The organism is Streptococcus equinus (genome assembly GCF_900104225.1).
GTDB lineage: Bacteria > Bacillota > Bacilli > Lactobacillales > Streptococcaceae > Streptococcus > Streptococcus equinus_D.
Genome location: NZ_FNJK01000001.1, coordinates 233,862 through 257,826 on the forward strand (window position 1 = coordinate 233,862; position 23,965 = coordinate 257,826).

The following is a 23,965-nucleotide window of genomic DNA, read 5'->3' on the forward strand; positions in this document are numbered from 1 at the left end:
CGTTAAAAAAATTATATAATAGTAGTAAGAAATGTAATGGGGAGTTGGTACTATGCATCTATTAATCGCACCTGATTCATTTAAAGAAAGTTTATCGGCACTTGAAGTTGCAAAAGCTATTCAGAAAGGGTTTAGAAAAGCTTTACCTAATGCTACCTTTGACTTAATGCCAGTTGGTGATGGTGGTGAAGGCACATTGGAAGCATTGACTGATGGTCTTCACTTGAAACGTGAAAGTCATACTGTTACAGGAGCCCTTGGTCAACCTGCTGAAGCTCACTATGCAACGAACGGCCGATTAGCAGTTTTTGAAATGGCCGATATTTGTGGTTTAGAAAAAGTGCCAATTGACCAGCGTAGCCCATTAACCCTTACAACAAAAGGCGTTGGTGAAATGATTGGTTACCTTGTTGAACAAGGAATTGAAGAAATCATGATTGGTGTTGGAGGAAGTTCAACAAACGATGGCGGTCTTGGTATGGCCGAAGGTTTAGGTTATCGCTTCTTCGATAAAACTGGTCATGAAGTAGAAGCTGTCGGTGAACACCTTGGTGATATTACAATGGTCTCATATGAAAGTTGTCATTGGGACTTGTCACAAACTAAGATAACAGTCATCACTGATGTAACCAATCCTTTGTGTGGCCCAAATGGAGCAACCTATATTTTTGGAGGACAAAAAGGGCTTGCAACTGAAGAATTTGCAAGCGTTGATAAAGATATGGAGCAATTCTATCAGACCTTCTTCCCTGCTGTTTTAGATTTAGCGGGAGCAGGAGCAGGTGGTGGAATGGCAGCTGGGTTATCAGCCTTTGCTGGTGGCCAAATTATCTCTGGTATTGATGCTGTCCTTGATATGCTTGATTTTGATCGACGTGTTGAAAAAGCAGATATCGTCGTAGTTGGTGAAGGACGTATGGATAAGCAAAGTTTGTCAGGGAAAGCGCCAGTTGGCCTTGCCCAACGAACACCACGCGGAAAATTAGTGATTGCTATTTGTGGTAGTCTTAAAGATGATCTACCAAGTTTTCCAATTTCAAATATTCAAGCTGCTTTCCCAATCATTGCTGATGTTGATACTTTGGAAAATACCCTTGATAAAGCCAGTCAAAACTTAGAGCGCACCGCTCAAAATATTGGAAATTTGCTAAGCTTTAATAGATTTTAATCTTTGTGGAATATTTTTGACCAGAAGCCCTTTTTAGGGGCTTCTTTTGGTTTATCATGATTGATAGGAAATTGTTCAGATAGTAGAGGATTTTCTACATTTTCAGCTTGAGTTGAATGAACAATGATACCATAAGGCGATTGTGCATTTTTTTCATCAACAATTGTAGCCTGGATGTGCAACTCTTGAGCAACTTTCATGTAAAACATTTGATTTGAAACGGATAATTTAGGCGAAATTTTAACTAATATTGTATCGTATTTTTTATTTAATTCTCCTAAAATATCACTAAAACGACTGTGGACATCTTCTAATCGACTTTCATCAAGTGGGATAGAGAGAACGACACGTTCTGCAAATGTTCCAAAATAAAGACGTTGTTCATCAGGATTTAAACGCTTTTCCCCTGTTGCAGCTTGCAAAACTTTATGTTCTAAATCAGTCATGTCAGTATCCTCCGTGTGTTATTACAATCATTATAAGTTAAATTTACTAAACTGTCAGTTTTAAACTGTTTTCATTCCAAATAATGCAAAACCGTATGAAAGTTGGTAGCGATTTTCAAAAATTCTCGTTTTTATTTGCTTAAGCGCCGATATTATGGTATTATTTTAGTGTAAAAATATTAAAAACTCATAAGGAGAGTAACATAATGTCAATTATTACTGATGTTTACGCTCGCGAAGTCCTTGACTCACGCGGTAACCCAACACTTGAAGTAGAAGTTTACACTGAATCAGGCGCATTTGGTCGTGGTATGGTTCCTTCAGGAGCTTCTACTGGTGAACACGAAGCAGTTGAACTTCGTGACGGAGACAAATCTCGTTACAACGGTCTTGGTACTCAAAAAGCTGTTGACAACGTTAACAACATCATTGCTGAAGCAATCATCGGTTTCGATGTTCGTGACCAACAAGCAATCGACCGTGCTATGATCGCTCTTGACGGTACTCCAAACAAAGGTAAACTCGGTGCAAATGCTATCCTTGGTGTTTCTATTGCCGTAGCTCGTGCAGCAGCTGACTACCTTGAAGTTCCACTTTACAGCTACCTTGGTGGTTTCAACACTAAAGTTCTTCCAACTCCAATGATGAACATCATCAACGGTGGTTCTCACTCAGACGCTCCAATCGCTTTCCAAGAATTCATGATCGTGCCTGCTGGTGCACCTACATTCAAAGAAGCTCTTCGTTGGGGTGCTGAAATCTTCCACACACTTAAGAAAATCCTTAAAGAACGTGGTCTTGAAACAGCTGTTGGTGACGAAGGTGGTTTCGCTCCTAAATTTGAAGGAACTGAAGACGCTGTAGAAACAATCATCAAAGCTATCGAAACTGCTGGTTACAAACCAGGTGAAGATGTATTCCTTGGATTTGACTGTGCTTCATCAGAATTCTACGATAACGGAATCTATGACTACACTAAATTCGAAGGTGAAGGTGCTGCTAAACGTACTGCTGCAGAACAAATCGACTACATCGAAGAATTGGTTAACAAATACCCAATCATCACTATCGAAGATGCAATGGACGAAAACGACTGGGACGGATGGAAAGAACTTACTAAACGTCTTGGTAAACGTGTTCAATTGGTCGGTGATGACTTCTTCGTAACAAACACTTCATACCTTGCACGTGGTATCAAAGAAGAAGCTGCTAACTCAATCCTTATCAAAGTTAACCAAATCGGTACTTTGACTGAAACATTCGAAGCTATCGAAATGGCTAAAGAAGCTGGTTACACTGCAGTTGTATCACACCGTTCAGGTGAAACTGAAGATTCAACAATCGCTGACATCGCAGTTGCAACTAACGCTGGTCAAATTAAAACTGGTTCACTTTCACGTACTGACCGTATCGCTAAATACAACCAATTGCTTCGTATCGAAGACCAACTTGGTGAAGTAGCTGAATACCGTGGATTGAAATCATTCTACAACCTTAAAAAATAATCTCTGATTATATAAGGTAAAAACCTTAGCTTAGGCTAAGGTTTTTTGATGTGTTTAAAAAGACAAATTAGCATCGAAAATAGTGCTCATAGTACGACAAACAACAATAAAAAGATAGAAAAAACGTCTGAAGGATTGTCCTCAGACGCTTTTTAGTATGTTATTTTTCGAATTCAGCTTTACTTTTAGTATCAGCATACTCTTCAGCAACTTCTTTTGAAAGAATATCATCATAGCTTGGTAGTGTAATACTAGATCCGTATTTGTTTTTCAAAGCAGTGGTTACAAGTCGGTAAGCTAAGTTGGCATTGCGTGATAGGATTGGTCCGTGGAAGTAGCTTCCAAAGACGTTCTTGTAATGAACACCTTCAGTACCGTCTTCTTTATTATTACCGTTTCCGTAAACACATGTTCCAAGTGGTTTTTCATCTTCTGAAAGGAAAGTACGTCCTTGGTGATTTTCAAAACCGTAATAAGTTTCGTTAAATTCATCATTGTGAATTTTGATATCACCGATAAAACGATTATTATTTTGACTAAGGGTATAGTGTCCCATAACCCCAAGACCATCGATTTTTTCACCGTTTGCTTGGACGTAGTATTGACCCAATAATTGAAAGCCACCACAAATAGCAAGAATGACTTTGTTTTTATTGATGAAATCAGCGATACCTTCTTTTTTACTTGGAAGATCTTTGGCGACAATAGATTGTTCGTAGTCTTGTCCGCCTCCGAAGAAGACCATATCATAATAATCGCTATCAAATGAATCCCCTAATGAAACGATATCAAAAGTCATTTTAGCGCCAAGTTTTTCACCGACATATTTCATCATAAGGATGTTCCCGTTGTCGCCATAGGTATTCATCAGATTTCCATAAAGGTGAGCAACGTTTAATTCGTATTGATAATCTTTAGTGTTAGGAGATTGTAGTGAAGTATATGTCATCTTAGTTCATCTCCTTTCCAACAGCATGTCGACTAGCTAATATTTCTCGGAATTGTAGCATAGCAGTATAAGTAGCGAGGATATAAGCATGGTCAGTTGGTTGAGCTTCAATCAATGCCATAATATCTTCTAAACTTTCTGCTTCTGTAATTTTATCTTCATCATAACCTGTCACACGTAAGCGACGTGCGATTTCAGAGTGACGAACCCCACCAGCAAATGCTTGAGGGATATCCATATCTAGGATAGATTCGAAGTTAGCATCCCAAATCCAGCTAGTATCAATTCCATCAGCATAGTTAGCATTCAGTAGGACTGATAAGGTAAATGGATATGGTGCTAGTTTAATCATGTCAAGTGCTTGGCTGGCGCCAACTGGGTTTTTGATAAGAACCAAAGTACATGATTTATCACCAATTTTGAAAGTTTCTTGACGGCCAAATACAGCGCGACTCTTGTCAAAACCAGCCTTGATTTTTTCAGGTTCAACGCCGAAGAATTCAGCAACAGAAACAGCAGCAAGGGCATTGTAGATGTTGTAAAGGCCACCAACGTTGATTTTGTATCCTTGTCCATCAATGACAAATTCAGAAGTTGTGTTTGTGATTTTTGTTAATTCTGTTAAGGCATAATCGAGTTTTGGACGGTGGAAGCCACAATTTTCACAAACATAATCACCAAGGTTGGCATAAGTGTTAAGTTTGTATTTTAAGATGCTTTGGCACTGCGGACACAAAATACCTTCAGTGTTGTAGTGAGCCAACTCAGGATCATGTTTTTCAGTATCAAATCCGTAGTATTTTACTGGATTGACCACAGTTGTTGAATTAAAGAGTGGACTGTCACCATTTGCCAAGATTGTAGCATTAGGAGCTTTAGCAGCACCATCCAAAATCATTTGATATGTTGTGTAGATTTCACCATAGCGGTCCATTTGGTCACGGAAAATATTTGTGAAAACAAATAGACTTGGTGTGATGTACTCAGTGATTTTTGGAAGGCTGGCTTCATCGATTTCTAGCACAGCAATTTTTTTGCCAGATTTAGCTCTTTTAGCTGTCAAGAAAGTTGACGTAATTCCGGTAATCATGTTAGCACCGCTTGGATTTGTCACAATCTCACCGAAAGCTTCGCGTAAAATTCCAACTGTCAAGGCAGTTGTGAGGGTTTTACCGTTTGTTCCTGTCACGACAACAATCTCGTAATCTTTTGCAATCGTATCTAAAATATCTTTGTCGAATTTGAGGGCGATTTTTCCAGGCAAGGTTGAGCCACGTCCCATTTTTGAAAGAATGGCGTGAGCTACTTTACCAGCCGTAATTCCCATTAATGTGTTTACCTTCATAGGAATATTGTACCACAAAAAGGTATTTTCGAATAAAGAAAATCTGTTTTAAAAGTGGTATAATAGTATGGTAGTTTTAATTAGTTAGAGAAAAGAGATGTAGGTATGAGTAATTTAGCGGCTATTGATGCCAAGTTTTGGGCAACTTTAGTTGAAAATCCATGGACTATTGTTGTTCATTTACTAGATATTTTAATCGTAGCGTATTTTATTTATCGTTTAATAAAAGCCTTAGCGGGGACGAAGATTATGTCCTTGATTCAAGGGGTTGTCTTCTTTATCTTATTGAAATTCATCGCTGAGTGGATTGGGTTTACGACCATTTCTTATTTGATGAATCAAGTTATCACATATGGTGTGATAGCGTGTGTTGTGATTTTTGCACCTGAGATTCGTTCAGGACTTGAAAAATTTGGTCGTTCAACACAAGTTTTTTCACAAACACAACAAGTTAGTGATGAAGAAAAATTAGTTGAAGCTTTGGTCAAATCTGTAGCTTACATGAGTCCACGTAAAATCGGAGCTTTGATTTCTATCGAGCGTACACAAACTTTGCAAGAATATATTGCAACAGGGATTCCTTTGGATGCAGATATTTCGAGTCAATTATTGATTAATATTTTCATTCCGAATACTCCTTTGCATGATGGTGCTGTTATCATTAGTGGTAATAAGATTGCGACAGCGTGTTCTTACCTTCCATTGTCTGAATCCATGGCGATTTCTAAGGAATTCGGGACACGTCACCGCGCAGCTATTGGGCTTTCTGAAAACTCTGATGCTCTTACAATTGTTGTGTCAGAAGAAACTGGTGGTATTTCAATCACGTCAAAAGGCGAGTTCTTGCACGATCTGACAAAAGAAAACTTTGAAGCTATTCTTCGTACGCATTTAATTACAAAAGTTGATGAAGAAGACCACTGGTATCAAAAATTTTGGAGGAAGAAAAAATGAGAAAGTTTTTCAATAGTCAATTTTGGTTGGTTATTGTATCAATTATCTTTTCCATTCTTCTATTTTTGACTGCCACAACAAGTAATTATAAGAACGTTGGGTCACAAGTGTCCGGGGCAACAGAGACCTTTACGCACACACTGACCAATGTTCCTATCGATATCAAATATGATAGCGATAAGTATTTTATTAGTGGTTATTCTTATGAAACAGAAGTTTATTTAACATCAATTAACCGTGTTAAATTAGATTCAGAGATTAATAATGATACGAGAAGTTTTAAGGTTGTTGCCGATTTGACTGGATTAGGTGAAGGTACTCAAACCGTACCACTTAAGGTAACTAATTTACCTTCAGGTGTTACAGCAACAGCTTCACCAAATAATATTTCAGTGACAATTGGTAAAAAGAAAACCAAAACTTTTGAGGTTCAAGGTGTTATTGACGATAACCAAATTGCCAAAGGCTATGAATTGAAGAAGGTATCGACTGACATTTCAGAAGTTGAAGTGACTAGTTCAGAGTCAATCATTGATCAAATTGATCATGTAGTTGCCAAGTTGCCAGAAAATGAAGTTTTAAATAGCAACTATAATGGACGAGTTGCCTTGCAAGCAGTAGCCGCCGATGGAACAATCCTAGCTAGTGCTATCAACCCTTCAAAAGCAAGACTTGAAGTTAACATTAAGAAATTGACTAAGACTGTGCCTGTTACTGTTAAGATGACTGGCAAAATGAATGACAAACTATCAAAAATTTCTTACAATCTTAGTCAAGATCAGGTGACGATTTCTGGTAGTCAAGATGCTCTTAATGCTGTCAATGAAGTTGTTGCAAATGTCGATGTGTCGAATGTAACAAAAGATACGAATTTAAGTGTTAATTTAACAGCTGATAATGTAGCTGTTGAGCCTTCAGTAGTGACGGTACAGTTGACAGTGACCAAAAAATAGTTCATAATAGCTAAGACTATATATTAAAGAATACAGGATGAGCTTTGTCCTTGTCCTTAAGAAATGAATATTAGTAATGGAGGAAGCGAATTTTTCGCTAAAAAAATAATGGGAAAATATTTTGGAACAGATGGTGTTCGTGGAGAAGCAAATGTTGAGCTGACCCCTGAGTTAGCATTCAAATTGGGACGCTTTGGTGGCTATGTTCTTAGCCAGCATGAAACAGGACGTCCAAAAGTATTTGTGGCACGCGATACTCGTATTTCTGGTGAAATGCTTGAATCAGCATTGGTCGCTGGTCTTCTTTCAGTTGGTATTGAAGTTTATAAACTTGGCGTTTTAGCCACTCCAGGTGTTTCATACCTTGTACGTACTGAAAAAGCTAGTGCTGGTGTTATGATTTCTGCTAGTCACAACCCTGCACAAGATAACGGAATTAAATTCTTTGGTGGTGACGGCTTTAAATTGGCTGATGATCAAGAGTTGGAAATTGAAGCTCTTCTTGATGCACCTGAAGATACTCTTCCTCGCCCTTCAGCAGACGGCTTGGGAACACTTGTTGATTATCCAGAAGGACTTCGTAAATACGAAAAATTCCTTGTTTCTACAGGTGTGAGCCTTGAAGGAATGAAAGTTGCTCTTGATACTGCTAATGGTTCAGCCTCAGTATCAGCACGTGATGTTTTCCTTGATTTGGATGCTGATATTACTGTTATTGGTGAAAATCCAGATGGTCTTAACATCAATGATGGTGTTGGTTCAACTCACCCAGAACAATTACAAGAACTTGTTAAAGAATCTGGCGCTGCTGTTGGTTTGGCCTTCGATGGTGACAGTGACCGTTTGATTGCCGTTGATGAAAACGGAGAAATCGTTGATGGTGACAAAGTAATGTACATCATCGGTAAATATCTATCAGAACGCGGACAATTGGCTCACAATACTATCGTAACAACTGTTATGTCAAACCTTGGTTTCCACAAAGCACTTGACCGTGAAGGGATTAACAAAGCTATCACAGCAGTTGGTGACCGTTACGTTGTTGAAGAAATGCGTAAATCTGGTTACAACCTTGGTGGTGAACAATCAGGTCATGTTATCATCATGGATTACAACACAACTGGTGACGGTCAATTGACTGGTATCCAATTGGTTAAAGTGATGAAAGAGACTGGTAAAACACTTTCTGAATTGGCTGCTGAAGTAACTATCTACCCACAAAAATTAGTTAACGTTCGTGTTGAAAACAGCATGAAGAGCAAGGCTATGGAAGTTCCAGCTATTGCTGAAATCATCAGAAAAATGGAAGAAGAAATGAATGGTAATGGTCGTATCTTGGTTCGCCCAAGTGGTACTGAACCACTTCTTCGTGTCATGGCTGAAGCACCAACTGATGCCGAAGTTAGCTATTATGTAGATACGATTGCGGATGTTGTTCGTAAAGAAATCGGAATTGATTAATGAAATAAATGAAAAAGGTTAGAGCAGCAATGCTCTACTTTTTTTGCTAGTTTAGAGAGTTTTATTGTGTTTAATTCATTGGTTATCTTTCTTAAAAATGTTATAATAGCGTCATGCTAACAAAACCAACATCAGCTTATGTACATATTCCTTTTTGTACGCAGATTTGTTATTATTGTGATTTCTCAAAGGTATTTATCAAGAACCAGCCTGTCGATGAGTATTTACAGGCTCTTATTCGTGAGTTTGAGTCTTATGATATTAAACAGTTGCGTACTTTATATATCGGTGGTGGAACACCAACCTCAATTACTGCAGAACAGCTGGAGTATTTGTTGACGAATTTGACTAAGCACTTGGATTTGAGTGCTTTAGAAGAATTCACCATTGAAGCTAACCCAGGTGATTTAACAGAAGATAAGATAGAAGTGCTCAAGCGTTCAGCTGTTAATCGTGTGTCACTTGGCGTTCAAACTTTCAATGACAAACATTTGAAACAAATCGGTCGTAGTCACAATGAAGCACAGATTTATTCAACGATTTCGAATTTGAAAAAAGCTGGTTTTCATAACATTTCAATTGACTTGATTTATGCTCTTCCTGGTCAAACTATGGAAGATGTTAAGGAAAATGTGGCTAAGGCTATTGCCCTTGATATTCCGCACTTGAGTCTTTATAGCTTAATTTTGGAGCATCATACGGTTTTCATGAATAAGATGCGTCGCGGTAAATTACAATTACCTAAAGAAGACTTGGAAGCGGAGATGTTTGAATATATTATTTCTGAGCTGGAAGCTAATGGCTTTGAGCATTATGAAATATCAAACTTCACCAAACCAGGTTTTGAAAGCCGTCATAATTTGATGTATTGGGATAATGCAGAGTATTTTGGTGTGGGAGCAGGAGCTTCTGGCTATTTAAATGGTGTCCGTTATCGTAATCGAGGGCCAATTCAGCATTATCTTAAAGCAGTTGCCCAAGGTAATGCTAGATTATCAGAAGAAACGTTGACAAAAGATGAGATGATGGAAGAAGAATTGTTCTTAGGATTACGTAAAAAATCAGGTGTTTCTATCGCCAGATTTGAAGAAAAATTCGGCTTGCCTTTTGAAGAACGTTATGGTCAAATTGTGAGAGACCTTTGTCAGCAGGGCTTATTAGTTCCAGATGATAAGGTAGTACGCATGACCAAAAAAGGACTATTTTTGGGAGACACAGTCGCAGAGAGATTTATATTGGAGTAAAAAAGATGGGATTAAGTTATCAAGAAAAATATCAAGTACCTTTTTATGAAAGTGATATTAATCAAAATATGAAATTATCACAACTCTTATCGCTTGTTTTGCAGGTTTCTGGCAAGCAATCGTTAAGTCTTGGAATGAGTGACGAGTATGTTTTTCAAACTTATAATCTTGTCTGGATTATCACAGAATACGCTATTGAGATTGATCGTTTGCCTAAATACACTGAAAACATTGTGATTGAGACGGTCCCAACAGCTTATAACAAGCTCTTTTGTTACCGTGATTTTAATGTCTACGGTCAAGATGGTGAGAAGATTTTGACCATTCATTCAACCTTTGTTTTGATGGATTATGACACTCGAAAAGTACATCCTGTCGTTGATGACATTGTGGATGTCTACCAAGTGGAAAAAGTTAAGAAAATCTATCGTGGTCCTCGCTATGAAGGTTTGGAAAATCCAGAAGAAACTCTTTATCATGTGCGTTTCTTTGATCTTGATTTAAATGGTCATGTTAATAATAGTAAATACCTTGAATGGATGTATGATGTTTTAGATGTCAACTTTTTAGAAAAATACATTCCTCATCATATTAATTTAAAATATGTTAAAGAGGTTCAATATGGTCATGACATCAAATCACGTGTTGAACGTGATGGTTTGACAACTAAACATGAAATTGTCACTCAAGGTGTGGTACGAGCTCAAGCACGCATTGAATGGAAAGAAAAATAAGTGCTCTGCTATTTTTAAATAATTAAGGAAAGAAGTAAGACTTAATGACCTTTTAACTTACCTGAAAGGTCATTTACTATATATGGAGGAAAGAATGACTTATAAAGGCTATTTGATTGATTTAGACGGAACAATTTATAAAGGAAAAGATCGTATTCCAGCTGGGGAACGCTTTATCCAACGTCTACAAGAACGACAAATTCCTTATGTATTGGTAACGAACAACTCAACACGTACTCCTGAAAAAGTACAAGAAATGCTGGCAACACAATTTAATGTTCACACGCCCCTTAATACGATTTATACGGCAACAATGGCAACGATTGATTACATGAATGATTTAAATCGTGGCAAAACTGTTTATGTGATTGGGGAAACTGGTTTGAAAACAGCTATCGCAGAAGCCGGTTATGTCGAAGATACTGAAAATCCGGCCTATGTCGTTGTTGGACTTGATACTGATTTGACTTATGAAAAATTGGCAGTAGCGACACTTGCTATTCAAAAAGGTGCTGTCTTTATCGGAACAAACCCAGACTTGAACATTCCAACAGAACGTGGTTTGATGCCAGGAGCTGGTGCCATTAACAATCTTTTGGAAGTTGCAACACGTGTTAAACCAGTTTATATCGGAAAACCGAATGCTATTATCATGAACAAAGCTTTGGACGTCCTTGGGGTCAAACGTGAAGAAGCTATCATGGTTGGAGATAACTACCTAACAGATATCATGGCAGGAATTCAAAATGATATTGCTACTTTACTTGTGACAACAGGATTTACCAAACCTGAAGAAGTGCCAACACTTCCAGTAAAACCTGACCATGTACTAGCTAGCCTTGACGAATGGAATTTTGATGAAAAATAGAATTTGGACCTTTAGCACTTGGTTATGGCTATTATCTTTTGCAGTGCTAGTAGCTATTTACGGCGCTTGGTTAATCTATCCTTTAGAGGTAGATTGGCTTAAGCTAACCCTCCAAGTGACTATAACAAAAGCTGACCTCTTAAAAAACTTCAATGTCTTGATGACATATCTGACAAATCCCTTATCTCACACCTTGGCTATGCCTGATTTTCCATCATCAGCTAGCGGGCTTAAGCATTTTTGTGATGTGAAGCATCTATTTCATTTAGCACAAGCAGTATTCATCTTACTAGCTTATCCTTCTTGGCGTTTTTGGAAAAATAGCAGAGCTGACAAATCCCTTTTTCTACATCAAAAAACATTTGCTTTTGCAGCTATTTTACCGATTTTCATTGCAGTAGCGGGACTTTTGATTGGCTTTGACCAATTTTTCACCCTTTTTCATGAAATGCTATTTCCAGGGGATTCTAGTTGGCTCTTTAACCCAGCAACAGATCCGATCATCTGGGTGTTACCAGAAGAATACTTCATGCACTGCTTTATCATCTTCTTTGTAACTTATGAAGCGATGATGCTAAGCCTAGTCGCAATAGCTCGTAAGCAATTAAATCATCGCCTAAAAAATAATGAGAGAAAGGATGAAAAATGACATTTGCATGGTACTTTTGGCTACTGTTTGCAGTAGCGTGGATATTTGCCATCACATTTTGGGTAAAATCAGCTGATATTTCTCAAAAATGGCTACGCATCACCTTCGTTATCGCAGGTATCATCGCCTTTCTTCTACCCTTTTTCTGGGGTTGGCTGGTGAGTTAAGCAGCAATAAAATAAAAAGAAAACAAGCGTGGAAACGCTTGTTTTTTAATAATTTGAGGAGTAAAATAAACTTGTTTAATTTTGTTATATCTATTTGAATCACAAAAAAATACACCCGAATCGGGTGCCACTTTTACAAGTTGTGTACGGACAAAGCCTTATTTTAACTCGCTGTGTTGTTTCGAATAGTTCCAACAGAATTATTGTAGTATTTTATTTATTAATTTGCAAGTGTTTTATTAAAAAAGGAGAAAAAATGAAAAAGTCATATTCAATTGGGCTCGATATAGGTACTAATAGTGTAGGTTGGGCTGTGATTACTGATGATTACAAAGTTCCAGCTAAAAAGATGAAAGTTTTAGGAAATACAGATAAGAAGTATATCAAGAAAAACTTACTGGGTGCACTGTTATTTGATAGCGGTGAAACTGCTGAAGTAACACGTTTGAAGCGTACAGCTAGACGTCGCTACACACGTCGTAAAAATCGTTTACGTTATCTACAAGAAATTTTTGCTAAAGAAATGGCAAAAGTTGATGAAAGTTTCTTTCAACGCTTGGAAGAATCTTTCTTGACAGATGATGATAAAACTTTTGATTCTCATCCAATTTTTGGAAATAAAGCTGAAGAAGATGCTTATCATCAAAAATTCCCGACAATTTACCATCTGCGAAAACATCTTGCTGATTCTCAAGAAAAAGCAGATTTGCGCTTAATCTATCTTGCTTTAGCACATATGATTAAATATCGTGGTCATTTTTTGATTGAAGGTGAATTGAATGCTGAAAATACAGATGTTCAAAAGTTATTCAATGTTTTTGTTGAAACATATGATAAGATTGTTGATGAAAGTCACTTATCGGAAATTGAAGTTGATGCTTCAAGTATTTTAATAGAAAAAGTTAGTAAATCACGTCGTTTAGAAAATCTTATTAAGCAGTATCCGACGGAAAAGAAAAATACTTTATTTGGAAATCTAATTGCACTAGCTTTAGGATTGCAACCAAATTTCAAAACAAATTTTAAGTTATCTGAAGATGCCAAATTACAATTTTCTAAAGATACTTATGAAGAAGATTTAGAAGAGTTACTTGGGAAAATTGGAGATGATTACGCAGATTTATTTATTTCAGCTAAAAATCTATACGATGCTATTTTGTTGTCAGGAATTTTAACTGTTGATGATAATTCTACAAAAGCACCCCTATCTGCTTCAATGATTAAACGTTATGTTGAACACCATGAAGATTTAGAAAAGCTAAAAGAATTCATTAAGGCAAATAAATCTGAGTTGTATCACGATATTTTTAAAGATAAAAACAAAAATGGCTATGCTGGCTATATCGATAATGGTGTTAAACAAGACGAATTTTATAAATATTTGAAAACAATTCTCACTAACATCGATGGTAGTGATTATTTCCTAGATAAAATTGAACGTGAAGATTTCTTAAGAAAACAAAGAACATTTGATAATGGTTCGATTCCGCACCAAATTCATTTACAAGAAATGCATGCAATTTTGCGCCGTCAAGGTGAGTATTATCCATTCTTAAAAGAAAATCAAGCTAAAATTGAAAAAATATTAACTTTTAGAATCCCTTACTACGTAGGTCCATTAGCAAGAAAAGATAGTCGTTTTGCTTGGGCTAATTACCATTCAGATGAGCCGATTACACCGTGGAATTTTGATGAAGTGGTGGATAAAGAAAAATCAGCTGAAAAGTTTATCACACGAATGACTTTAAATGATTTATATTTACCTGAAGAAAAGGTTTTACCGAAACACAGTCATGTATATGAAACATTTACGGTTTATAATGAATTAACAAAAATTAAGTATGTTAATGAACAAGGTGAGTCGTTTTTCTTCGATGCAAATATGAAGCAAGAAATCTTTGACCACGTATTTAAAGAAAATCGTAAAGTTACGAAAGCTAAACTTTTAAGCTATCTTAATAATGAGTTCGAAGAGTTTAGAATCAATGATTTAATTGGTCTTGATAAAGATAGTAAATCATTTAATGCTAGCCTTGGAACTTATCATGATTTGAAAAAGATTTTGGATAAATCTTTCTTAGATGATAAGACAAATGAACAAATCATTGAAGATATTGTGTTGACTTTGACCTTATTTGAAGATAGAGATATGATTCATGAACGTCTTCAAAAATACAGTGATTTCTTTACTTCGCAACAGTTGAAGAAACTTGAACGCCGCCATTATACTGGTTGGGGACGTCTATCATATAAACTGATTAATGGAATTCGCAATAAGGAAAATAACAAAACTATTCTTGATTTCTTGATTGATGATGGTCATGCTAACCGCAATTTTATGCAATTGATTAACGACGAGTCATTATCATTTAAAACTATTATTCAAGAAGCACAAGTTGTAGGTGATGTTGACGATATTGAAGCAGTTGTTCATGATTTACCTGGAAGTCCTGCTATTAAGAAAGGAATTCTTCAAAGTGTCAAAATTGTCGATGAATTAGTCAAAGTAATGGGACATAATCCTGAAAATATTATCATTGAAATGGCGCGTGAAAATCAAACAACTGGTTATGGAAGAAATAAATCAAATCAACGTTTGAAACGCCTACAAGACTCTCTGAAAGAATTTGGTAGTGACATCCTTAGTAAGAAGAAACCTTCTTATGTTGATAGTAAAGTTGAAAATTCTCATCTTCAAAACGATCGTTTGTTCCTATACTATATCCAAAATGGTAAGGATATGTACACAGGAGAAGAACTTGATATTGATCGTTTAAGTGATTATGATATTGACCATATCATCCCTCAAGCTTTTATCAAAGATAATTCAATCGATAATAAGGTCTTGACAAGTTCAGCTAAAAACCGCGGTAAGTCAGATGATGTGCCAAGTATTGAAATTGTTCGTAATAGAAAATCGTACTGGTATAAATTGTATAAATCAGGGTTAATTTCTAAACGTAAATTTGATAATTTAACTAAAGCAGAACGTGGTGGGTTAACTGAAGCTGATAAAGCCGGATTTATTAAACGCCAATTAGTTGAAACACGTCAAATCACAAAACATGTCGCACAAATTTTAGATGCTCGTTTCAATATGGAACGTGATGAAAATGATAAGGTGATTCGTGATGTGAAAATCATTACTTTAAAATCAAATCTAGTTTCGCAATTCCGAAAAGAATTTAAGTTCTATAAAGTTCGCGAAATCAATGATTATCATCATGCTCATGACGCTTATCTCAATGCCGTTGTTGGGACAGCTTTACTTAAAAAATATCCAAAATTGGCACCAGAATTTGTATACGGTGAGTATAAGAAATATGATGTTCGAAAACTTATTGCCAAATCTTCTGAAGAGTATTCTAAAATTGGGAAAGCAACAGCAAAATATTTCTTCTACTCAAATTTGATGAATTTCTTTAAAACAAAAGTTAAATATGCGGATGGTAGAGTATTTGAACGACCAGATATCGAGACAAATACAGATGGTGAAGTTGTCTGGAATAAGCAAAAAGATTTTGACATTGTTCGCAAAGTTCTGTCATACCCTCAAGTTAATATTGTGAAAAAAGTTGAAGCTCAAACTGGTGGATTCTCAAAAGAATCTATCTTATCTAAAGGTGATTCAGATAAATTAATACCACGTAAGACGAAAAAGGTTTATTGGGATACTAAAAAATACGGTGGTTTTGATAGTCCAACAGTCGCTTATTCAGTTTTGGTAGTTGCTGATATTGAGAAAGGTAAAGCTAAGAAGTTAAAAACTGTAAAAGAATTAGTTGGTATTTCTATTATGGAACGCTCTTTCTTTGAAGAAAATCCAGTCTCATTCTTAGAGAAAAAAGGATATCATAATATCCAAGAGGACAAATTAATAAAACTCCCTAAATACAGCCTTTTTGAGTTTGAGGGTGGAAGAAGACGTTTGTTGGCTAGTGTTATGGCAAATGACAATAAAAAAGGTGAATTGCAGAAAGGAAACGAGTTTGTTTTGCCACAATATTTAGTTAATTTTCTTTATCATGCCCATCGAGTGAGAAAAATTGATGAACAAGAACATTTTGATTTTGTTAAAAATCATAGAGATTATTTTGAGTTAATCTTTAAATATATTGAAAATTATACAAAAAAATACGTTAATGCTGAAGGAAGTATAAAGAAAGTAGCAAAAGCACTCGAAAAAAGTGATTCTCTTACTCTAGAAGAACTATCAGATTCATTCATTAATTTATTATCACTGACTTCATTTGGTGCTCCTATTGATTTTACTTTTGCAAGAGTGAAGATTTCAAGAATTCGTTATAGGACACCAAGTATTATTTTAGATGCCACCCTCATCCACCAATCTGTCACTGGCCTTTATGAAACACGTATTGATTTGAGTAAATTAGGAGAAGAGTAATGGGATGGCGTACGGTTATTGTAAATGAGCATTCGAAATTATCATATAAGAATAATCATTTGATTTTTAAGGATGCTTATCATACTGAGATGATTCATTTAGAAGAAATTGATATCCTTTTGCTTGAAACGACAAATATTGTTTTGACGACGATGTTGATTGAGCGTTTGGTTGATAGAAATATTTTAATTATTTTTTGTGATGAGAAACGTTTGCCAACTGCAATGCTGACGCCTTATTATGGTCGCCACGATTCTAGTTTACAGCTGACAAATCAAATTGCTTGGGATGATGAAGTTAAGTGTGATGTTTGGACTAATATAATTGCTCAAAAAATATTAAATCAAAGCATGTATCTTGGTGAATGTTCTTACTTTGAAAAGTCACAATCCATTATGGACTTATATCATGGCTTAGAACCTTTTGATCCTAGCAACCGTGAGGGACACTCTGCAAGAATATATTTTAATACCTTGTTTGGAAATGATTTTTCTCGTGAACAGGATAATGACATTAATGCGGGCTTAGACTATGGTTACACTCTTTTATTGAGTATGTTTGCGCGTGAGCTAGTTGTTTGTGGTTGTATGACTCAATTTGGTTTGAAACACTCTAATCAGTTCAATCAATTCAATTTAGCTAGTGACATAATGGAACCATTCCGTCCAATTGTTGATAGAATTGTGTATGAAAATCGTAACTCTTCTTTTGTGAAGATTAAAAGAGAGCTGTTTACGATGTTTGATGAGACTTATTCTTACAACAATAAGGAAATGTATTTGAATAATATTGTTAGTGATTACACGAAAAAAGTAGTCAAAGCTCTTAATCATAACGGGAAAGGAGTTCCTGAATTTAGGATATGAGTTATCGATATATGCGAATGATTTTAATGTTTGACATGCCAACAGAAACTGTAGAAGAGCGTAAAGCTTATCGTAAATTCCGTAAGTTTTTACTAAGTGAAGGCTTTATCATGCATCAATTTTCAGTTTACAGCAAATTATTATTAAATAATTCAGCTAACAAAGCCATGGTTGATAGGTTGCAAGCTAACAATCCTAAAAAGGGAAGCATTACACTTTTGACAGTAACTGAAAAACAGTTTGCTCGTATGATTTACCTTAACGGTGAAAAAAATACTAGCATTGCTAATTCTGATAGACGATTAGTATTTCTTGGAGAGGATTACAGTGATGAAGATTAATTTTCCGATTTTGGATGAACCAATCGAGCTAAGTAATGCAACGATTTTAACGATTGAGGAAGTGAGTGTATTTTCGAATCTTGTTAGACAACTTTATTCCTATACTGAAGAAAGTGAGTTGAAGTTATTTGACAAGAAATTGAAATCATTGAAAGAATCAGAATTACTTGTGGTTACAGATATTTTAGGTTTTGATGTCAATTCTTCATCTATGCTCAAATTAATTCATGCTGACCTAGAAAGTCAGTTAAATGATAAACCAGAAGTCAAATCGATGATTGAAAATCTTGCGGACACTATCACAGAATTGATAGCTTATGAGTGTTTAGAAAATGAGCTTGACTTGGAATATGATGAAATCACAATCCTTGAATTGATAAAAGCTCTTGGGGTTAAGATTGAAACTCAAAGCGATACCATTTTTGAAAAGTGCTTTGAAATTCTTCAAATTTACAACTACCTTAGTAAAAAGAAGTTGTTGGTTTTTGTTAATAGCGGAGCTTATTTAAGCATGGAAGAAATGCAAAAACTAATTGAATATATTGAGCTATCTAATCAACGTGTGCTTTTTGTAGAACCTCACAGGCTTTATGATTTTCCGCAGTATGTTTTAGATAAGGATTATTTTCTACTAGCAGAAAATATGAATTAAAAACGAATAAAAAAGTGTCTACTATTTTTGTAGTAGACGCTTTTTTGTATATTGTTTGATGCATACGCATAATACGTATAAAATAAAAGAAAAAGGTATCATGCTAGTAACAGGATTGGGTTGAATTTCCGGGGTTTGGTGGTGGAACAGAATGTAGTGATGTCGAAGAAGCAATGAAAAATGCTCGTGAAATGTTAGAAAGTTCACTAGATGCTTACTTAGATGAGGGGCTAACGCTGCCGAAAGTTATCGATATGAATGAACTATCAGTTTCTGATGGGGTTATTTCTTTGATTCAGTCAGATCCGTCTCCTTATTTAAAGAGTTCAAAAGCTATTCGAAAAAATGTTACAGTCCCAGAATAGTTAGTCAGATTAGCTGATCGTGAACACATCAATTATTCAGAAGTTTTAACCCAAATTTTGGAGAAAATATTGCAATTGTAAATTATATGAATGCTTAGAAATATTGAAATATCAAGGTTTTTAAGGTATAATAGAGCTAACATGAAGGAGCTATTCGAAGCTGAAGTCTGGCTGAGACAAATGGCGCGATTACGAAATTTCGTGAGAAAAAATGGTCCACGAGGTTTTAGAGCTGTGTTGTTTCGAATGGTTCCAAAACCAAGTCAAGGTTAAATTCAACGCTAATACAGTTTTAGAGCTGTGTTGTTTCGAATGGTTCCAAAACAAATTGGTCGACTGAAAGCGAGGAATATCAGTTTTAGAGCTGTGTTGTTTCGAATGGTTCCAAAACGGCTAGCATTTAAAAATAAAAAAAGAAAGCGTTTTAGAGCTGTGTTGTTTCGAATGGTTCCAAAACGAAACTAAGATGGATCTGAAAGATTTAGAAGTTTTAGAGCTGTGTTGTTTCGAATGGTTCCAAAACACGCAATTAACACTACTGAAGAAGCTTACAGTTTTAGAGCTGTGTTGTTTCGAATGGTTCCAAAACTTTTCGATTGTCACGAATTCGCCCGTCGTTGTTTTAGAGCTGTGTTGTTTCGAATGGTTCCAAAACCTATGCTTGACAAATCAAGGAACACGCCTTTAGTTTTAGAGCTGTGTTGTTTCGAATGGTTCCAAAACTTCGCTCAAATTCATTTTCTGGTAACGGTTGTTTTAGAGCTGTGTTGTTTCGAATGGTTCCAAAACATAGAGGCGCTGATAGTGGTGCTGACCCTTGTTTTAGAGCTGTGTTGTTTCGAATGGTTCCAAAACGCAAGGTATTCCTGGTAAAGCAGGAGCAGAGTTTTAGAGCTGTGTTGTTTCGAATGGTTCCAAAACCCTATTTTTATCGGTAACTTTAGGTAACTAGTTTTAGAGCTGTGTTGTTTCGAATGGTTCCAAAACTATTTTGTTCATCTTCTTTTATCTGTGCATGTTTTAGAGCTGTGTTGTTTCGAATGGTTCCAAAACCTCCTTGCAGTAACATTTGAAAGCTTTTTTGTTTTAGAGCTGTGTTGTTTCGAATGGTTCCAAAACTTTCAAAGTTTTAATATAACCTTCACTTCCGTTTTAGAGCTGTGTTGTTTCGAATGGTTCCAAAACGTCTGGGCAACTGGTCAAGGTATTCCAAGTGTTTTAGAGCTGTGTTGTTTCGAATGGTTCCAAAACAGATGTCGATGTATGAAGTGATGGACGAAAGTTTTAGAGCTGTGTTGTTTCGAATGGTTCCAAAACTACACTCAAAATTTGGTCGTGGAGAGTGCGGTTTTAGAGCTGTGTTGTTTCGAATGGTTCCAAAACTCTTTAATGGCGACATTAAGAACATGACAAGTTTTAGAGCTGTGTTGTTTCGAATGGTTCCAAAACAGATTTCACGGATACATTACGATTGAGAATGTTTTAGAGCTGTGTTGTTTCGAATGGTTCCAAAACCAGGATTCCTCTTTTCTATTTTTTTATTTTGTTTTAGAGCTGTGCTGTTTCGAATGGTTCTGATGATTTTTTTTATCCATGAAAATCAACTAAAACTTTAGTGAAAATACCTTTCAACGTTTTTCAAAAATTTTCTTTTATGGTAAAATTGAAGGTGAATTTATTTTAGTTAGATAGGTTGGATTGTTTACATGGAAAAAACTTTCTTTATGATTAAACCAGATGGTGTGAAACGTGGGCTTGTCGGTGAAGTATTGCACCGTATCGAACGTCGTGGTTTCAAAATTGAAAAATTAGAAATGCGTATGGCAACTCCAGAATTGCTAGAAAAACACTACGAAGACTTAGTTGACCGTCCATTCTTCCCACTAATCGTTGACTTTATGACAAGTGGTCCAGTGATTGCTGGTGTTATGTCAGGTGAAGAAGTGATTTCTTCTTGGCGTACAATGATGGGAGCAACAAACCCTAAAGAAGCTCTTCCTGGAACAATCCGCGGTGACTATGCACAAGCACCCGCAGAAGGAGCAGCAACATTTAACATCGTTCACGGTTCAGATTCACCAGAATCAGTAGAACGTGAAATCGCTCTTTGGTTTGGGGAATAATATTTTGAAGCAGTCTTTGGGGCTGCTTTTTTGTTTTCCCATACCAAAACCACCTAGAAATCTCTTCCAGGTGGTTTTTCCTATATGGGTCATAGGTTTGCTAGGTTAGATTGGCTTAGTCATTCAGATGGTCGATGGCATACTGAGCTTCTTCGGTGGTGAATTTTGCGCCGTGTTCAGAAGTGAGTTGTTCGTAGATTTCATCTGATGACAAGTCTAGTGTTTTCTTATAACTTTTTGCTTTTTCCAAGGCAGCTTTCTTATAGTCTAATTTGGCATGGTCGATAGCGTACTGAGCTTGTTCAGCAGTGAATTTATCGCCATTTTCGTTAGACAATTGGTCGTAGATGCCTTGTTTTGACATGTGCATAATCTTATAATAGCTCTTTGCTCTCTTAAGCGCAGCTTTTTTGTAATTAGCTTTCAAATGGTCAACGGCATATTGAGCATCTTCGGCAGAATATTTTTCAACATCTGATGTCAATTGGTCGTAAATGCCTAATTTTGACATGTTCATGAGCTTGTAGTACTTCTCAGCCTTGCTTAGAGCTTTTTTCTGGCTACTAGTCGCTGCAGCATAGACGATATGAGGGTGCGAGACAAGTGGTGGACTTGTTATGAAAAAACTAGACAATCCTAATAGTGCCAAAGCACAGGCAATAATCATTGTTCTCTTTTTCATGATGTTCTCCTTATCAACGGTTAAGTGTGTGAGATAGGATAATACAGCTTAAATGAAGTGTGGAAGTAAGTTATTTGTTTAATTTTCACTTAAATGATAGCGCTTTATTTACAAAATGTAAAGAAATTTGCGGTTCTTTTTGCCAGGTGATTTTTCTTGCTTTTAGGTCTTGTTACAAACTTTTTATAGCACCAGTGGTGTTTATTTGATATAATAGAAATAGTGATTAATTGTATAGGATTATAGGATAGATGGATATTCAAGAATTAAAAAAACGACAAGAAAAGATTCGCAATTTCTCTATTATTGCGCATATTGACCACGGAAAGTCAACTTTGGCTGACCGTATTTTGGAAAAGACTGAAACAGTTTCTAGTCGTGAAATGCAAGCTCAACTCTTGGATAGCATGGATTTGGAGCGTGAACGTGGTATCACAATCAAATTAAATGCGATTGAGTTGAACTATACAGCTAAAGACGGTGAAACTTACATTTTCCACTTGATTGACACACCAGGGCACGTTGACTTTTCATACGAAGTGTCACGTTCTCTAGCGGCCTGTGAAGGGGCTATTTTGGTTGTCGATGCGGCACAAGGTATTGAAGCTCAAACTCTTGCTAATGTGTATTTAGCCCTTGATAATGATTTGGAAATCTTGCCAGTCATTAATAAGATTGACTTGCCAGCTGCTGACCCTGAACGTGTGCGTCAAGAAATCGAAGATGTTATCGGACTTGATGCGTCAGAAGCAGTACTTGCCTCAGCTAAAGCTGGTATCGGGATTGAAGAAATCCTTGAACAAATCGTTGAGTACGTGCCAGCGCCAGCTGGTGATGTTGAAGCACCACTTCAAGCCCTTATCTTTGACTCAGTTTATGATGCTTATCGTGGAGTTATCCTTCAAGTTCGCATCGTCAATGGTATGGTGAAACCTGGAGATACTATCCAGTTGATGTCTAATGGTAAAACATTTGATGTCACTGAAGTTGGTATCTTCACACCAAAAGCAGTGGGTCGTGATTTTCTAGCAACTGGTGATGTTGGTTATATCGCAGCATCAATTAAGACTGTAGCAGATACTCGTGTCGGTGATACGGTTACTCTTGCGGATAACCCAGCAGAAGCACCACTTCACGGTTACAAACAAATGAACCCAATGGTGTTTGCTGGTCTTTACCCAATCGAATCAAATAAATACAATGACCTTCGTGAAGCTCTTGAAAAACTTCAATTGAACGATGCTAGTCTTCAATTCGAACCAGAAACGTCACAAGCTCTTGGTTTTGGTTTCCGTTGTGGTTTCTTGGGACTTCTTCACATGGATGTTATTCAAGAACGTTTGGAACGTGAGTTTAACATTGACTTGATCATGACAGCGCCATCCGTTGTTTACCATGTCAATACGACTGACGGCGAAATGCTAGAAGTGTCAAATCCATCTGAGTTCCCAGACCCAACTAAGGTGGCAAGTATCGAAGAACCATATGTTAAAGCACAAATCATGGTTCCGCAAGAATTTGTTGGAGCGGTTATGGAACTTGCGCAACGCAAACGTGGTGATTTTGTGACAATGGATTACATCGATGAAAATCGTGTTAATGTCATTTACCAAATTCCACTTGCTGAAATTGTTTTTGATTTCTTTGATAAATTGAAATCATCAACACGTGGTTATGCTAGCTTTGATTACGAAATTTCAGAATACCGTAAATCTAAATTGGTTAAAATGGATATTTTGCTTAATGGTGACAAAGTCGATGCGCTTAGCTTCATCGTTCACAATGAATTTGCCTATGAACGTGGTAAAATGATTGTTGAAAAATTGAAGAAAATCATTCCTCGTCAACAATTCGAAGTGCCAATTCAAGCGGCTATCGGTCAAAAAATTGTTGCTCGATCTGACATCAAAGCTCTTCGTAAAAACGTTTTGGCGAAATGTTATGGTGGTGACGTTTCTCGTAAACGTAAATTGCTTGAAAAACAAAAAGCTGGTAAGAAACGTATGAAAGCTATCGGTTCTGTTGAAGTGCCACAAGAAGCCTTCTTGTCAGTTCTTTCAATGGATGACGAAAGCAGCAAAAAATAAA

20 protein-coding genes, 1 pseudogene and 1 CRISPR repeat array are annotated in these 23,965 nt (G+C 36.4%); of the genes and pseudogenes, 17 read left to right on the plus strand and 4 right to left on the minus strand.

Annotated elements, in window-relative coordinates:
* The first annotated feature begins 52 nt into the window (after positions 1–52).
* On the plus strand, positions 53–1,168 hold the full coding sequence (locus tag BLP98_RS01125) for a glycerate kinase family protein (protein ID WP_074481515.1): 1,116 nt from the start codon (positions 53–55) through the stop codon (positions 1,166–1,168).
* Here the strand turns inward: BLP98_RS01125 and BLP98_RS01130 are convergent.
* The gene (locus BLP98_RS01130) at positions 1,165–1,614 is read right to left on the minus strand and encodes a YueI family protein (RefSeq protein ID WP_074481516.1); all 450 of its coding nucleotides are present in this window, start codon (positions 1,612–1,614) and stop codon (positions 1,165–1,167) included. The two genes, BLP98_RS01125 and BLP98_RS01130, sit on opposite strands and share 4 nt — an antisense overlap.
* A gap of 206 nt (positions 1,615–1,820) precedes the next feature.
* Here BLP98_RS01130 and eno point away from each other — a divergent pair, with 206 nt between their 5' ends.
* The gene (gene eno, locus BLP98_RS01135; protein ID WP_004232506.1) at positions 1,821–3,119 is read left to right on the plus strand and encodes a surface-displayed alpha-enolase; all 1,299 of its coding nucleotides are present in this window, start codon (positions 1,821–1,823) and stop codon (positions 3,117–3,119) included.
* A gap of 160 nt (positions 3,120–3,279) precedes the next feature.
* Here the strand turns inward: eno and gatD are convergent, their stop codons facing one another.
* Together gatD and murT are read right to left on the minus strand one after the other, a co-directional pair.
* Positions 3,280–4,068, minus strand: a complete 789-nt coding sequence (gene gatD / locus BLP98_RS01140; RefSeq protein WP_074481517.1) for a lipid II isoglutaminyl synthase subunit GatD — start codon at positions 4,066–4,068, stop codon at positions 3,280–3,282.
* Position 4,069: 1 nt separating this feature from the next.
* Complete coding sequence (gene murT, locus BLP98_RS01145; RefSeq protein ID WP_074481518.1) at positions 4,070–5,413, minus strand: lipid II isoglutaminyl synthase subunit MurT; 1,344 nt, start codon at positions 5,411–5,413, stop codon at positions 4,070–4,072.
* 105 nt (positions 5,414–5,518) lie between these two features.
* Here murT and cdaA point away from each other — a divergent pair, with 105 nt between their 5' ends.
* The 14 genes and pseudogenes from cdaA to ndk all read left to right on the plus strand — a co-directional run bounded on the left by cdaA (position 5,519) and on the right by ndk (position 21,195).
* Positions 5,519–6,367 carry a diadenylate cyclase CdaA gene (gene cdaA, locus BLP98_RS01150; RefSeq protein ID WP_074481519.1) on the plus strand — a complete coding sequence of 283 codons (849 nt, stop codon included), beginning with the start codon at positions 5,519–5,521 and terminating at the stop codon, positions 6,365–6,367.
* The gene (locus tag BLP98_RS01155) at positions 6,364–7,320 is read left to right on the plus strand and encodes a CdaR family protein (protein WP_074481520.1); all 957 of its coding nucleotides are present in this window, start codon (positions 6,364–6,366) and stop codon (positions 7,318–7,320) included. Before cdaA ends, BLP98_RS01155 begins: the two co-directional genes overlap by 4 nt.
* A 108-nt stretch (positions 7,321–7,428) precedes the next feature.
* Positions 7,429–8,781 carry a phosphoglucosamine mutase gene (gene glmM / locus BLP98_RS01160; RefSeq protein WP_074481521.1) on the plus strand — a complete coding sequence of 451 codons (1,353 nt, stop codon included), beginning with the start codon at positions 7,429–7,431 and terminating at the stop codon, positions 8,779–8,781.
* A 113-nt stretch (positions 8,782–8,894) separates the two neighbouring features.
* The gene (gene hemW, locus BLP98_RS01165; protein WP_074481522.1) at positions 8,895–10,025 is read left to right on the plus strand and encodes a radical SAM family heme chaperone HemW; all 1,131 of its coding nucleotides are present in this window, start codon (positions 8,895–8,897) and stop codon (positions 10,023–10,025) included.
* A gap of 5 nt (positions 10,026–10,030) precedes the next feature.
* Positions 10,031–10,759 (plus strand): acyl-ACP thioesterase domain-containing protein, encoded by a 729-nt coding sequence (locus BLP98_RS01170; protein WP_074481523.1) that lies wholly within the window; start codon positions 10,031–10,033, stop codon positions 10,757–10,759.
* Positions 10,760–10,853: 94 nt separating this feature from the next.
* The gene (locus BLP98_RS01175; protein ID WP_074481524.1) at positions 10,854–11,627 is read left to right on the plus strand and encodes a TIGR01457 family HAD-type hydrolase; all 774 of its coding nucleotides are present in this window, start codon (positions 10,854–10,856) and stop codon (positions 11,625–11,627) included.
* Entirely contained in the window at positions 11,617–12,276 is a 660-nt protein-coding gene (locus BLP98_RS01180; RefSeq protein ID WP_074481525.1) for a TIGR01906 family membrane protein, read from the plus strand. The genes BLP98_RS01175 and BLP98_RS01180 overlap by 11 nt, the downstream gene beginning before the upstream one ends.
* Positions 12,273–12,443 carry an NADH-quinone oxidoreductase subunit L gene (locus tag BLP98_RS01185; RefSeq protein WP_074481526.1) on the plus strand — a complete coding sequence of 57 codons (171 nt, stop codon included), beginning with the start codon at positions 12,273–12,275 and terminating at the stop codon, positions 12,441–12,443. The genes BLP98_RS01180 and BLP98_RS01185 overlap by 4 nt, the downstream gene beginning before the upstream one ends.
* A 256-nt stretch (positions 12,444–12,699) precedes the next feature.
* Positions 12,700–16,848, plus strand: coding sequence for a type II CRISPR RNA-guided endonuclease Cas9 (gene cas9, locus BLP98_RS01190; RefSeq protein WP_074481527.1), 4,149 nt, complete (start codon positions 12,700–12,702; stop codon positions 16,846–16,848).
* The gene (gene cas1, locus BLP98_RS01195; protein ID WP_074481528.1) at positions 16,848–17,714 is read left to right on the plus strand and encodes a type II CRISPR-associated endonuclease Cas1; all 867 of its coding nucleotides are present in this window, start codon (positions 16,848–16,850) and stop codon (positions 17,712–17,714) included. The genes cas9 and cas1 overlap by 1 nt, the downstream gene beginning before the upstream one ends.
* Complete coding sequence (gene cas2 / locus BLP98_RS01200; RefSeq protein WP_074481529.1) at positions 17,711–18,055, plus strand: CRISPR-associated endonuclease Cas2; 345 nt, start codon at positions 17,711–17,713, stop codon at positions 18,053–18,055. Before cas1 ends, cas2 begins: the two co-directional genes overlap by 4 nt.
* Entirely contained in the window at positions 18,045–18,707 is a 663-nt protein-coding gene (gene csn2 / locus BLP98_RS01205) for a type II-A CRISPR-associated protein Csn2 (protein ID WP_074481530.1), read from the plus strand. The genes cas2 and csn2 overlap by 11 nt, the downstream gene beginning before the upstream one ends.
* 116 nt (positions 18,708–18,823) lie before the next feature.
* Positions 18,824–19,153: pseudogene (locus BLP98_RS01210) on the plus strand (type II toxin-antitoxin system HicB family antitoxin); the annotation flags it as partial.
* A gap of 142 nt (positions 19,154–19,295) precedes the next feature.
* A CRISPR array of direct repeats spans positions 19,296–20,653; the repeat unit is 36 nt; unit sequence GTTTTAGAGCTGTGTTGTTTCGAATGGTTCCAAAAC.
* 125 nt (positions 20,654–20,778) lie between these two features.
* A complete protein-coding gene (ndk, locus tag BLP98_RS01215; RefSeq protein ID WP_058814079.1) occupies positions 20,779–21,195 on the plus strand; it encodes a nucleoside-diphosphate kinase in 417 nt (138 codons plus the stop codon).
* Between the two features lie 115 nt (positions 21,196–21,310).
* Here ndk and BLP98_RS01220 read toward each other — a convergent pair whose 3' ends face one another.
* Entirely contained in the window at positions 21,311–21,877 is a 567-nt protein-coding gene (locus tag BLP98_RS01220) for an Ltp family lipoprotein (RefSeq protein WP_074481531.1), read from the minus strand.
* Between the two features lie 251 nt (positions 21,878–22,128).
* Here BLP98_RS01220 and lepA point away from each other — a divergent pair, with 251 nt between their 5' ends.
* Complete coding sequence (lepA, locus tag BLP98_RS01225; RefSeq protein WP_074481532.1) at positions 22,129–23,964, plus strand: translation elongation factor 4; 1,836 nt, start codon at positions 22,129–22,131, stop codon at positions 23,962–23,964.
* Position 23,965 lies beyond the last annotated feature (1 nt).